Source organism: Stenotrophomonas sp. GSD10, from assembly GCF_056172695.1.
Genome location: NZ_JAOCMC010000002.1, coordinates 3,820,965 through 3,833,312 on the forward strand (window position 1 = coordinate 3,820,965; position 12,348 = coordinate 3,833,312).

The 12,348-nt window shown below is 68.5% G+C and carries 10 protein-coding genes and 2 pseudogenes; 7 read left to right on the plus strand and 5 right to left on the minus strand.

The window, feature by feature from the left end; genetic code table 11:
• Nucleotides 1-24: 24 nt before the first annotated feature.
• The 4 genes from N4G47_RS17795 to N4G47_RS17810 all read left to right on the plus strand — a co-directional run bounded on the left by N4G47_RS17795 (nt 25) and on the right by N4G47_RS17810 (nt 3,161).
• The gene (locus tag N4G47_RS17795) at nt 25-1,914 is read left to right on the plus strand and encodes an MFS transporter (protein WP_475289174.1); all 1,890 of its coding nucleotides are present in this window, start codon (nt 25-27) and stop codon (nt 1,912-1,914) included.
• Between the two features lie 174 nt (nt 1,915-2,088).
• Entirely contained in the window at nt 2,089-2,376 is a 288-nt protein-coding gene (locus tag N4G47_RS17800; RefSeq protein ID WP_057497552.1) for a CD225/dispanin family protein, read from the plus strand.
• Between the two features lie 34 nt (nt 2,377-2,410).
• On the plus strand, nt 2,411-2,692 hold the full coding sequence (locus N4G47_RS17805; RefSeq protein WP_107233261.1) for a CD225/dispanin family protein: 282 nt from the start codon (nt 2,411-2,413) through the stop codon (nt 2,690-2,692).
• A gap of 43 nt (nt 2,693-2,735) precedes the next feature.
• Nucleotides 2,736-3,161 carry a DUF2752 domain-containing protein gene (locus tag N4G47_RS17810; protein ID WP_107233262.1) on the plus strand — a complete coding sequence of 142 codons (426 nt, stop codon included), beginning with the start codon at nt 2,736-2,738 and terminating at the stop codon, nt 3,159-3,161.
• 528 nt (nt 3,162-3,689) lie between these two features.
• On the opposite strand, the gene ampE is transcribed toward N4G47_RS17810, so the two are convergent.
• The 5 genes and pseudogenes from ampE to N4G47_RS17835 form a co-directional block, all read right to left on the minus strand.
• Entirely contained in the window at nt 3,690-4,577 is an 888-nt protein-coding gene (gene ampE, locus N4G47_RS17815; RefSeq protein ID WP_475289177.1) for a regulatory signaling modulator protein AmpE, read from the minus strand.
• A 145-nt stretch (nt 4,578-4,722) separates the two neighbouring features.
• Nucleotides 4,723-5,628 (minus strand): NAD(+) diphosphatase, encoded by a 906-nt coding sequence (gene nudC, locus N4G47_RS17820; protein WP_475289179.1) that lies wholly within the window; start codon nt 5,626-5,628, stop codon nt 4,723-4,725.
• 113 nt (nt 5,629-5,741) lie between these two features.
• Nucleotides 5,742-6,134, minus strand: a complete 393-nt coding sequence (gene erpA / locus N4G47_RS17825; protein ID WP_057497547.1) for an iron-sulfur cluster insertion protein ErpA — start codon at nt 6,132-6,134, stop codon at nt 5,742-5,744.
• Between the two features lie 31 nt (nt 6,135-6,165).
• Nucleotides 6,166-6,630, minus strand: coding sequence for a bactofilin family protein (locus N4G47_RS17830; protein WP_107232919.1), 465 nt, complete (start codon nt 6,628-6,630; stop codon nt 6,166-6,168).
• A 4-nt stretch (nt 6,631-6,634) separates the two neighbouring features.
• Nucleotides 6,635-7,376 (minus strand): annotated as a pseudogene (locus tag N4G47_RS17835) (DUF6776 family protein).
• 179 nt (nt 7,377-7,555) lie between these two features.
• On the opposite strand from N4G47_RS17835, the pseudogene N4G47_RS17840 reads away from it, so the two are divergent.
• The 3 genes and pseudogenes from N4G47_RS17840 to N4G47_RS17850 all read left to right on the plus strand — a co-directional run bounded on the left by N4G47_RS17840 (nt 7,556) and on the right by N4G47_RS17850 (nt 12,311).
• Nucleotides 7,556-8,172: pseudogene (locus tag N4G47_RS17840) on the plus strand (DUF4126 domain-containing protein).
• A 19-nt stretch (nt 8,173-8,191) separates the two neighbouring features.
• Nucleotides 8,192-10,093 carry an EAL domain-containing protein gene (locus N4G47_RS17845; RefSeq protein WP_475289182.1) on the plus strand — a complete coding sequence of 634 codons (1,902 nt, stop codon included), beginning with the start codon at nt 8,192-8,194 and terminating at the stop codon, nt 10,091-10,093.
• A 1-nt stretch (nt 10,094) separates the two neighbouring features.
• Nucleotides 10,095-12,311: an ATP-binding protein gene (locus tag N4G47_RS17850; protein WP_475289183.1), complete on the plus strand. Its 2,217-nt coding sequence runs from the start codon at nt 10,095-10,097 to the stop codon at nt 12,309-12,311.
• Nucleotides 12,312-12,348: the final 37 nt, after the last annotated feature.

Below are 12,348 nucleotides of genomic sequence, written 5' to 3' on the forward strand. Positions count from 1 at the left end.
GGCTGCGCCGGTCAAGGAGGCTCCATGTCCGGTCACAACCAGTTTGCCCTGCTGCGCCAGCGCCGTTTCCTGCCGTTCTTCGTCGTACAGGCGCTTGGGGCGTTCAACGACAATGTGTACCGGCAGGCCATCATCAGCATGTTGCTGTTCATGGCCGTTCCGGAAGAGGAACTGGGCCTGTACGCCACGCTGGCACCGGCCATCTTCATCCTGCCCTACTTCCTGTTCTCGGCACTGGCCGGGCAGATCGCCGACAAACTGGAAAAATCGCGGCTGATCGTGATCACCACTACCATGGAGATCGTGATCATGTCGCTGGCCGCCACCGGCTTCCTGATCCAGAGCCTGCCGGTGCTGCTGGTCGCGCTGTTCTGCACCGGCATGCAGTCGACCCTGTTCGGCCCGGTGAAGTACTCGGTGCTGCCCTCGGTGCTCAAGCCTGAAGAACTGACAGGCGGCAACGGCCTCGTCGAGATGGGCACCTCGATGTCGATCCTCTCCGGCATGATCGTCGGCGGCCTGGTGTTCACGGTGGCCGGCAGCCACGGCACGGTGGTGGCGGCATGCGCGATCATCGCGCTGGCGGTCTGCGGCAACATCGCCGCGCGGCTGATTCCCAAGGTCGATGCCGGCGACCCGAATCTGAAGATCAACTGGAACCCGCTGCCCGAATCGCTGGCGGTACTGCGCATGGCGCGCCAGCAGAAGGCCGTGCGCAACGCGATCCTGGGCGTGTCCTGGTTCTGGTTCGTCGGCACCGTGCTGACCTCGCAGCTGCCGGCGTACGCGGTCGCCAACCTCGGTGGCGAACCGACCCTGTACATCTTCGCACTGGCCCTGTTCTCGGTCGGCACCGGGGTCGGCTCGCTGCTGTGCGAGAAGCTGTCGGCGCGCACCGTGGAAATCGGCCTGGTGCCGCTGGGTGCCTTCGGCATGACCGCGTTCCTGCTGGATCTGTACTTCGCCCGCAGCGGTGAGGCGACCGCGCACGGGTTGACCATCGGCACGTTCCTGCAGCAGCCGGGGAGCCTGCGCATCGTCATCGATCTTGTCGGAATCGGCCTGTTCACCGGCATCTTCGTGGTGCCGCTGTTCGCGCTGATCCAGAGCCGCACGCCGAAGGCACAGATGTCGCGCGTGTTCGCCGCGCTGAACATCCAGAACTCCGGCTTCATCGTGGCCGCCGCGCTGTTGTCGCTGGCCGCGCACAAGCTGCTGCACTGGACCATTCCGCAGCAGTTCCTGGCACTGGCCATCGCCAATGCCGTGGTGGCGATCTACATCTTCACCATCGTCCCCGAATTCCTGATGCGCTTCCTCAGCTGGTTGATGGTGCGCACCCTGTACCGGCTGCGCCCGCACGGCATCGAGGCCAACGTGCCCGACGAAGGCGCTGCACTGCTGGTCTGCAACCACGTCAGCTACATGGATGCGTTGATCCTGTCGGCGACGATCCCGCGCCCGGTGCGGTTCGTCATGTACTACCGGATCTTCAACATCCCGGTGATGCGCTGGATCTTCCGCACCGCCAAGGCGATCCCGATTGCCGGTGCGCGCGAAGACCCGGCACTGATGCAGCGCGCGTTCGACGAGATCGATGCGGCACTGGCCGAGGGCGAGCTGGTCTGCATCTTCCCGGAAGGCGCGTTGACCAGGGATGGCGCGATGGCGCCATTCAAATCCGGCGTCGAGAAGATCCTCGAACGGCGGCCGGTGCCGGTGGTGCCGATGGCGCTGCAGGGCATGTGGTCGAGCATGTGGAGCCGGCGCGACAGCCGCCTGGGCCGCATGCGCGTGCCCCGCCGCTTCCGCGCCACCATCGACGTGGTGGCCGCGCCGGCCGTGGACGGCCATCACACCGATGCCGCCGCCCTGGAAGCCCAGGTCCGCGCCCTGCGTGGCGATCACGCCTGACGCAGCAGTCCGGGCTCGGACCAGCCCCTGGCATACGCCACCGTCAAGTGCCGGTGGCGTCATGTCGCCGATGTAAACGCATACATGCAACGCCGGTTGCGGTAGATTACGCACCCACAGGGGGAGGTTGGCCACGTTCACCGGGGTCCAGCCACCAAGGAATGGAGTCTTGCTTTGAATCAACCACCACCGCTCAGCCGTCCGGTCTACATCCCCAACCATCTGGTCTGGGCGATCCTGACGACGCTGTTCTGTTGCCTGCCGCTGGGCGTGGTGTCGATCGTCTATGCCTCCCAGGTCGATGGCCGCCGCGCGGCCGGCGATCTGCCCGGGGCCTACGATGCGTCGCGCAAGGCAGGCTGGTGGGCCGTGGCTTCGGCCGTGGCGCTGCCGGTCCTGTTGCTGTTGTGGTTCGGGCTGTTCGGCGGCTTGGCTGTGCTGGGCGCTCTTTCCGACCATTGATTCACCACCACCACCCATCAAGGAGCTTGAACCCATGAACACCGCTACTCCGCAGGTCCCGAACAATCTGGTCTGGGCAATCCTGTCCACCCTGTTCTGCTGCCTGCCGGCGGGCATCGTGTCGATCGTCTACGCCGCCCAGGTCAACGGCAAGCTGGCCGCAGGCGACGTCGCCGGTGCCCAGGATTCGGCCGCCAAGGCCAAGAAGTGGGCCATCTGGTCGGCCATCGCCGCCGTCGTGGTGGGCGTGCTGTACGGCATCCTCATCGTGGCCGTCGGCGGCATGGGCGCCATGAGCGGCGGCAGCAGCTACTGATGCCTCCGGACGGATCCGGTGCCCGCGCCGGATCCGTTGCCGCATGTCTGCCCGTCCTGCCCATTCCCGCTTTGCCCGCTGGGCACCGCTGCTGGCCGCCACCGGTCTGGCCGCAGGTGCTGCGGTGGTGCTGCGCCACGTCAATCCATATGTTGCCGGCAACCCGTTGCCGAGCTGCCCGCTGTACGCGCTGACCGGCCTGTACTGCCCGGGCTGTGGCAGCACCCGCTGCCTGTATTCACTGGTCCACTTCGACTTGCCCGGCGCAATGGCGATGAACCCGCTGCTGGTCGTCAGCCTGCCCTTCCTGCTGCTGATGCTGCTCAATGCCGCTGGCTTCCGCCCCCGCCTGCTCGACCCGCTGATGCGGGTGCTGGCCAATCCCACCTTCTGGCTGTGGCTGCTGCCCGGCTATGCGCTGCTGCGCAACCTGCCGTGGGCGCCGTTCACCGCGTTGGCACCGATCTAGGTTTCCGGCCAACGGCGCAGCCCCTCGTGGTGGCGCGATATCTGAAGGTAGAAGCCTGGGAGTTGGCCGGGCGGGATGGGCTTGCGGGGGACGCCGTAAATCCATCCCTGGAGGCTTGGCCGCGGCATCCATGCCGCGGACACCCCCGCAAGCCCATCCCGCCCGGCCACGGACAGTTTCCGTGCGCGTCCACCACGGAAAAGAAAGAGAAGATCAAAAGCGGAAGCCGATCGCTTCGCTCTGCATCCACGCATGGCGTGGATCTACCGTGTCGACCAAGGTCGACACCCACCGAAAATCTCAGTTGACCCACCGTCACCGGGAAACTGTCGGGGGTGGGGCGGTGTGGGGCTGCAGGACCGTTGGCGCCATGGATGGCGCCATCGAGCCCCCATGGATGGGTTTACGGCGTGTCCTGCAGCCCCACAGCGCCCCGCCCAATCCTCAGCAACCCAGAGCCGCTTTGGCTTTGGCTTTGGCTTTGGCTTCAGCCTCTGCAGGTGCAGGGCTGCAAGCCCTGCAAAGCACCTACGTCACCCAGCCTGCAATCACCAGCAGGGCCAGCACGGCCAGCCACAGCAGCAGCATCCGCCACACCAGACTCATCGCATCACGCAGTTCCGGCAGGCGCTGCCACACCGGCAACAAGCCCGCTTCGGTGTAATCGTGCGCGTCCTCGCGCAGTTCGGCGTTGACGCTGGCGCGTGCCACCGCGCCGAGGAAGGCGATGCCTCCGGCCAGGCGCTCGCCATGCGCCTGGCGCCACGCCTTCCACGCCGTATCGAAATTGCCGACCAGCGCCATCGAGAACGCCATCAGCTGCGCCACCGGCCACTCGGTCCAGCCCAGCAGCCGCTGCGCCACTGCCAGCGCCTCGGCCGGAACACGAGCGCGCATCGGGCTTTCCGCCATCAGCGCCAGCAGTCGATAGCCCAGTGCACCGGCCGGGCCAAGCAACAGGAACCAGAACAGCACCGCGAACCAGCGCCGCAGTGCATTGAGCACGGTGGCTTCCACCAGCGACGGTACATCCTCGCGCAGGCTGCCGCCGGCGGCCTGCAGGTTGCGCATGGCCGCCTGCCGGGTCGCCGCATCATCGGCATCGATGACCGCCTCGATATCGCGATCCAGGTCGCGCGGGCCCCAGCACCACGCCAGCACCACCACCCCCAGCAGCAGCGACGGCAGCCCGAACAGCACCCCGCGCAGCAGCCATGCCAGCAACGCCATCAACAGCAGTGGCGGCAACAGGGCAAGGGCGACACCTGCCGGTCCATGCCAGGCCTTGCCACCGCGCGCGTCCAGCCAGCCCAGCCAACGCCGGAAGCCCTCGAAGCGACGCAGCGAAGCGGCAGCGGCCGGAGCGACATGGCCCAGGGCCAGTGCAACCAGCACGGCGGCCAGAGTGGTGAACATGGCAGGTCTCCCTACAAAACAGAACGCGTGGCGCCGCTACCTTACCTGTCGCAGCCGCCGCTTCACGAATGGCCCGCACTGTAACCCGGGCCGTGTTCAGGTGGCGGCAATACCGGGCCGTTGCATGCCCGCTGGCCGCCTGCCGTCACGCCTTCTGCTGGCGGTACCAGTGCTCGATCAGGCCACGCGAAATCGAGATCGGCGGTGACAGGCGGATGCCCTGCCCGTCGTCATGGGCATCACGCGCCAGCGCAGCGCCCACCTCTTCTGCACTGAACCAGCGCGCATCTTCCAGCTCACCGTCCACCGTCGGCAGGTCGTCCTGGGCCTGTGCTCGGAAGCCGACCATCAGCGCGCCGGGGAACGGCCACGGCTGCGAACCGAGGTACTGGCAGGCGGTCACCCGCACCTTGCTCTCCTCGTGGACTTCGCGCACCACGGTCTGCTCGAAGGTCTCGCCCGGTTCGACGAAGCCGGCCAGCACCGAGTAGCGCCGCGGCGCCCAGTTCGACTGGCGGCCGAGCAGCAGGCGGCCCTGGTTCTCCACCGCCACGATCACGGCCGGATCGACACGCGGGTAGTGCTCGGTGGAGCACTGCGCGCAACGGCCCACGAAACCGCCGCGTGCAAACGCCACGGCGCCGCCGCACACACCACAGAAGCGGGTGCGCGCGTGCCAGTAGGACATGCCGCGCGCGTAGCTGAAGGCGGTTGCATCGGCCATCGGCCACAGCAACGCGGCCTGGCGCAGGTCGAGGCGACGCGGTGCAGTGGCGGTCACATTGGCAGCTTCGACCGAGAACCAGGCCTGTTCGCCGCGCAGGCCGAGGAAGATCGCGGCACCGGGGCCACCGCCGATATCGGCGCCGGTTACTGCCAGCGGCTGATCGTCATCGTCGGTGAAGGCGCTGCCGTCGTGATCGAGAACAAGGATGCGCGCGCCCGGCCACAGGCGCGCCAGTGCTTCGGCATCGTCGCGCAGGGCATCGGCGCGCTCCAGCGGTTCGCCCACGAAGGCGAAACCGGAAAGCGGCGAAGGAGTATTGGGCATCCGGCAAGCGTGCCGCCAATCGATGCAGGTGGCAAGCCGCAGGCTTTGCGGAAACCGTGTGTGGAGCTTGCTCCACACACCTTGTCGCGCGGGACACAGGCCCCGCGCCCTGCCTACATGCTGAAGCTGCTGCCGCAGCCGCAGGTGGTCTTGGCATTCGGGTTGCGGATCACGAACTGGGCACCGGTCAGGCTCTCGGTGTAGTCCACCTCGGCACCCATCAGGTACTGCAGGCTCAGCGGGTCGACCAGCAGGGTCACCCCGCTGGTCTGTACCGCCAGATCATCGTCGGCCCGGTTCTCGTCGAACTCGAACCCGTACTGGAAGCCCGAACAGCCGCCTCCCTCGATGTACACACGCAGGGCCAGGTCGGGGTTGCCCTCTTCCTGGATCAGGGATCTGACCTTGGCGGCCGCCGACTCGGTGAAGTTCAGCGGGCGCTCCAGCGACTGGTAATCGGGCGCGGCGGCCGGGGTGGCGCCGGGCAGGGAGACTAGCGTGCTCATGGCGTCAGCATGGGGGCGCCGACGACGGCTTTCAAGCCATCGCCTCGGCCAGCTTACGGCGCGCGGCGGTGTCGCCCTTGCCCGCATTGGCGTCGTCGCCTTCCGGGGCCGGCAGCGCCGCCATCGGGGCGCTGGCATGGATCAGGCGGCCGTTCAGCTGGGCGCCCGCATTCATTTCCACCACCTGGTAATGGACGTTGCCGTTGACCCGCGCGCTCGGCGTCAGTTCAACCTTCTCGGTGGCGTGCACATCGCCGTCCAGGCGGCCACTGATGACCACCACCTGGGCACGGATCTCGCCTTCGATCACGCCGTGCTCGGCCACCGTCAGGGTCGCGCCACTGGCGCCCTCGGCGGCGATCACCTTGCCGTGGATGCGGCCTTCCACATACAGGCCACCACTGAACTCCACATCGCCGCGGATCACCACCTGGTTGCCGATCAGGGCGTCGACCACCAGCTGGCCATCACGGTTGGATTTGCTGTTCCCGAACATCTGCCTACTCCCCTTTGCTGGCCGGCGCACCGGCCTGTTTCCAGTCGAATACCTGGGTGGTACCCCCGTACCACTCCCCAATGTCACCCGCACGCGTTGCGGGGTGAAGTCAGCCGGCAGCATGACGCTGCCGGTGATCTGCTGGAAGTACCGGAACGAGTAATCCTGCCCCGGTACCTTGCTGCGCTGGTGCAGATCATCCCAGCTGATCGTGGCCAGCTTGCCGTTCTTCACGCCTTCCACGGTGAAGCGCATCTGCCCCTGGCTGATGGCACCGCGGTTGAGGTTCTGGGTCAGCACGGCGGTGTACTGCCAGGTGCCGGCGGTCTCCGGGCTGAACTCGATGGAATGGGTGTTCAACCCCTTGCGCTGGCTGGTCGAGCCGACCAGGCGTTCGTAGAAGGCGACATCGGCACGCAGGCCGGCGATTTCCTCATCACGCTCGGCCAGGGAGGACTGCACCTCGGTATTGGCGGCGCGGCTGATGCGGTCGGAGGCTTCCAGCGTGGCCTGCTTCTGGCGCAGCTCGGTCAGTTGCCCCTGCAGCGTCTCGGCGCGCTTCTCGGCGGCCTGCAGGCGCTGGCCCTGGGCATCGCGCGGGGTGGCCATCCAGCAGCCACCGAGGACCGCCAGCACCAGGCTGAGCAGCCAGATGCCGCCGATCACCAGCAGGCGTCGACGGTCGGCGGGGGCTGCGAGGCACCCGGCAGGCGCACCTGCACGCGCATGGGTGGGCGGTTGTTCATGGGTGGATTCCGGGGCATCGCCAGGGCGATACCGGTACGGCCCCTGTGGCAAACGACGGGCTAGTGTATGACAGGACGGGTGGGTTTCCTGCGCAGTGGCCCGCCACGGTCTGTGGCGTTCAGCCACGCCATCGTCGATAGTGTGGCCCCCTGCACAGTTCCGTCGCCGGAGCACCGCCATGACCGAAGCCCACCTGTTCGTGATCGGCATCCTGCTGGCCTGGCTGGCCGGCATCCGCGTCTACCTCACCGTGTTCGGCGTCGGCCTGGCCGGCCTGCTTGGCTGGGTCGACCTGCCCCCGCCCTGCAGGCCACCGAATCGTGGTGGGTGCTGGGAACTTCGGCGGCGCTGGCCATCACCGAATTCTTTGCCGACAAGATTCCCGGTGTGGACTCGGCCTGGGACCTGGTGCAGACCCTGGCACGCGTGCCGGCCGGTGCCTTCCTCGCCGCCGCCACGCTGTCGCCGGATGGGCAACTGGGAACCGGCGCGCTCGCTGCCGGCGCCGGCGTGGCGTTGGCCAGCCATGGCCTGAAGGCGGGCACCCGCGCCCTGCTCAACACCTCGCCGGAACCGGCCAGCAACTGGGTGGCCTCCGCCGCCGAGGACACCGTGGTGATCGGCGGCCTGGCGTTGGCGCTGGCGCACCCGTGGATCGCGCTGGTGGTGGTGCTGGCCTGCAGCCTGGCCGGTGCACTGGCGGTGTGGCTGGTCTGGCGCGCCCTGTGGAAAGGCGTGCGCTGGCTGGCACGCGGCGGCTCGGCGTCGGTAACAAGGCCATCCGGCAGCGGCTGATCACCAGGCTTGTCGCATAATGGACGCGAACACCAGGAGCACCGATGGCCGCAAACGAATCCCCGCGGGCGCCCGCCCGGGACGCGCTGAAACCCCGCCGGCCGACCACTGGCAGCGCTGGGCACACCCGGTGACGGCTCCGGTGATGGCAACACCGCCGCCTCCGGCCAGCCCGGCGGCAACGGCTCCGCCCCCGCTCGTGCCCCCGGCGCTGCCTGGCGCGGCGGCGCTGGCCGACGCCGGCAACTCGGACCCGGCCCCGCCGCCTGCGGACTCGCCCTATCGCGTGCTGATCGTCGAGGACGACCGTGCCCAGGCGCTGTTCGCGCAGAGCGTGCTGCACGGCGCCGGCATGCAGGCGATCGTGCACAGCGATGCCGACGGCGCGCTGCAGGCCATCAAGGAACACCATCCCGACCTGATCCTGATGGACCTGCACCTGCCGGGGCTGGATGGCATGCGGCTGACCGCCCTGATCCGCCAGCAACCCGGCCTGCAGCTGCTGCCGATCGTGTTCCTCAGCGGTGACCCGGATCCGGAGCGCCAGTTCGAAGTGCTCGACAGTGGCGCCGATGACTACCTGAGCAAGCCGATCCGGCCCCGTCACCTGATCGCGGCCGTGGCCAACCGCATCCGCCGCGCGCGTGCGCAGGCCGCGACGCTGCCGGGTGTGGGCGGTGCGCCGGCCACCAGCAATCCGGAAACCGGCCTGCCGACGCGCCACCATGTGCTGCAGCAGCTCAATGCCGCGCTCGCCCACCGCGACGCGGGCGGTGTGTTCTTCATCGAGGTGGCCAGCGCCCTCGGGCTGCGCGAGCGCTACGGCTACGCCGCCTTCGAGCGGCTGATGGTGCAGGCCGGGCAACGTCTGGCCGAGGCCGGCGAACCGCATCTGCTGGCCCGCCTGAACGACAACAGCTTCCTGCTGCTGGCGCGCAATGCCGGCGAAGACTCGCTGGAAGGCATCGCCGCGACCCTGCGCGAACAGCTCTCGGCGCGCGCCTTCGTGATCCGCGATGACGAGTCGGTGCACCTGCGTGGCGTGGTTGGCTATGCGCCGTTGTCGCCGGGCTTCGATGACGCCAGCAGCGCGCTGGAAGCGGTGGAAAGAACCACCCTGCAGGCGCGCCTGCTCAGCGCGGGCGTGGCCGGCCACGTGCATCGCCAGGCCGTGACCGAGCAGGAGCACCTGGCCCTGCTGGAAGGCCAGCTGGAACTGGCCTACCAGCCGATCGTCGCCGTTGCCGGTGGCAATACCGCGCAGTACCAGCTGCTGCTGCGCCTGCGCCAGGCCGATGGCACGGTGCTGGCCGCCGGCCAGGTGATTCCGGCGGCCGAAGCGGCCGGCCGCATTGCCGACCTCGACCAGCAGGTGATGGACCACGCGCTGGGCCTGCTGGACCTGTACCGGCATGCCACCCAGCCGCTGAACCTGTTCGTTTCGCAGTCGCTGCGCACCCTGCAGCGCGATGCCTTCGGCGACTGGCTGCTGGAATCGCTGCAGCAACGCGATCTGCCCGGCAGCGCGCTGGTGATCGACGTGCGCCTGCCCGACGCGCTGATCCACACCGTGCCGTTGCAGCAGTTCTGCCAGCGCATGGCCAGTGCCGGCGTACGTTTCTGCCTGAGCCAGTTCGAGCCCGGCGCCGACGCCGACGCGCTGCTGACCCAGCTGCCGCTGTCGTTCGTGCGCATGGCCGCGCGCTTTTCCAGCAGCCATTCCAACCCGGCCACGCGCGAGGAACTGCGCCGGGCGATCGAACAGGCGCACGCCGCCGGGTTGCAGATCATCGGCCAGCAGATCGAAGACCCGCAGGCCGCCGCGGCGATGTGGGTCGGCGGTGTCGACTACATCCAGGGCAACATGGTGCAGTCGGCCGGCAGCGATCTGAACTTCGACTTCCACAACGCGGTGCTCTGAGGTGCCGCTGTGGGCGGCGCTGCTGGTGGCTCTGGCGGTGGTGGCCTGCGCGCTGCTGCTGTCGAGCCTGCGCCTGCGTGCGCAACGGCATGCGCTGAGCGCGCTGCAGCGCAGGCATGACGCACTGCTCGGCGAGCGCGACCAGCTGCGGCGGACCACCGAGCGCCAGGGCCAGCTGGAGCAGCAGCTGCTGCAGGCCAAGCAGGCGGCCGAGGCGGCGGTGCTGGCCAAGGGCGAATTCCTGGCCACGATGAGCCACGAAATCCGCACCCCGCTCAACGGCATCCTGCCGATGCTGGAGCTGATCGCACGCGGGCCGCTGGGCGACGACCAGCGGCAGATGCTGGCCACCGCGTCGGCCAGCTCGCAACAGCTGCTGCGCATCGTCGACGACATCCTCGATTACTCACGGCTGGAAGCACAGGCACTGGAACTGGAGATCACCAGCTTCAACCTGCGCGATCTGCTCGACGGGGTGGTGCAGCTGATGCAGCGGGCCGCCGACAACAAGGGCCTGGCACTGGCGTTGCAGCTGGACCCGTCGGTGCGCCTGCCGGTGCGCGGTGATCCGGTGCGCCTGCGCCAGGTGCTGAGCAATCTGCTGGCCAACGCCATCAAGTTCACCGCACGCGGCCAGGTGCAGCTGCGCGTGCTGCGCCTGGGCGAAGCGGCCGCGCAGCATCAGCTGCGCTTCGAGATCATCGACACCGGCATCGGCATCGATGCGGCATTGCAGGCCCGCCTGTTCCAGTCCTTCAGCCAGGCCGACGCCTCGACCACCCGCATCTATGGCGGAACCGGCCTGGGCCTGGCCATCTGCAAGCGCATCATCGACCTGATGCAGGGCCGCATCGGTGTGCAGTCCACGCCCGGCCACGGTGCCACGTTCTGGTTCGAGATTCCGCTGCTGAAGGTGCCCGGCGACCTGCCTGCGATGGCGCGCGCCCCGGCCCCGCTGCTGCTGTTCAGTACCGACGCGACGCTGCAGGCACGCGTGCAGCGCATCGCGGCCCATCACGGTCTGCAGGTGCAGGTGCTGGCGCAGCTGGACGCCGTGGTCGAGCGCCTGCGGGCAGCGCCCGGCCCCGGGCAGCTGGCACCGGCCTGGCTGCTGGCCGATGCACGTGCGCGTCGCAATGGCGGGGCCACGCTGCAGCAGGTCGTGGCCGAACGTGGCGAGGATGACACCCTGCAACTGCTGTGGCTGCAGGACGAGGCCATGCCGGCGCGCGCGCGCCAGCACCGGCTACCCACCGACTTCGAAGATGCTGCCCTGCATACACTGCTGGGGGCGCCGGTGGCCCACGCACGGCCCTCGGCCCTGCTGGCCAGTGCCGAAGCCCTGCCGGCGGCGGCGACGCTGGCGCCGCTGCATCTGCGCGTGCTGCTGGTGGAGGACAACACGGTCAACCGGATGGTCGCCGAGCAACTGCTGCGCGTGTTCCAGTGCGATGTCCGCCATGCCGCCGATGGTGAGCAGGCGCTTGCTGTGCTGCGCGAAGGCGGCACGGACGTGGTCCTGATGGATTGCCAGATGCCGGTACTGGACGGCTATGCCGCCACACGCCGCTGGCGCGCCGAGGAAGCCGAGGCCGGGCGCACGCGCCTGCCGATCATCGCGATGACCGCCAATGCCATGGCCGGCGACAGGGAGCGCTGCCTGCAGGCCGGCATGGACGACTACCTGTCCAAGCCGATCGCGCGCACCGCGTTGCATGCGCTGCTGCAGCGCTGGACCGGGGGCAAACCTGCGTCACTGCCCCTACCTGCCGTAGAGCCGAGCCATGCCCGGCTGGCGGAGCTCGACTGCGATCAGCCTGGCGATCGTCGAGCAAGCTCGACGCTACAGACCAAGCCACCCAGCGCGGCACCCCAACCGGTGCTCGACCGCGATGTGCTGGACGAACTGCACGCGGTGATCGGCGAGGCGGCCATCCGGATCGTTACGGTCTTTCTTGAAGATGCGCCGGCGATGGTGCAGCAGTTGCAGCTGGCCGCGCAGAACGGTGATGAATCGCGCCTGCAGGCCGTCGCGCACAGCCTGAAATCATCCAGCGCGAACGTGGGTGCGCTGTCGTTGTCGGCGGTTGCTGCACGCATCGAGCATGAAGCGCGCAGTGGCAGCCTGCAGCGCCCCGCCGTGGCGGTCGCGCTGCTGGTGGCCGAATTCGCCCGTGCACGGGTGGCGCTGACGGGCTACCTGGCGCAGCACCGGTAGCCGGTAGAGTCGAGCTTGCTCGACTGGGCCATGCCGG

Coding starts and splice junctions, on each gene's coding strand:
- N4G47_RS17795 (WP_475289174.1), top strand. CDS start 25: ATGTCCGGTCACAACCAGTTTGCCCTGCTGCGCCAGCGCCGTTTCCTG.
- N4G47_RS17805 (WP_107233261.1), top strand. CDS start 2,411: ATGAACACCGCTACTCCGCAGGTCCCGAACAATCTGGTCTGGGCAATC.
- N4G47_RS17810 (WP_107233262.1), top strand. CDS start 2,736: ATGTCTGCCCGTCCTGCCCATTCCCGCTTTGCCCGCTGGGCACCGCTG.
- ampE (WP_475289177.1), bottom strand. CDS start 4,577: ATGTTCACCACTCTGGCCGCCGTGCTGGTTGCACTGGCCCTGGGCCAT.
- nudC (WP_475289179.1), bottom strand. CDS start 5,628: ATGCCCAATACTCCTTCGCCGCTTTCCGGTTTCGCCTTCGTGGGCGAA.
- erpA (WP_057497547.1), bottom strand. CDS start 6,134: ATGAGCACGCTAGTCTCCCTGCCCGGCGCCACCCCGGCCGCCGCGCCC.
- N4G47_RS17830 (WP_107232919.1), bottom strand. CDS start 6,630: ATGTTCGGGAACAGCAAATCCAACCGTGATGGCCAGCTGGTGGTCGAC.
- N4G47_RS17845 (WP_475289182.1), top strand. CDS start 8,192: ATGGACGCGAACACCAGGAGCACCGATGGCCGCAAACGAATCCCCGCG.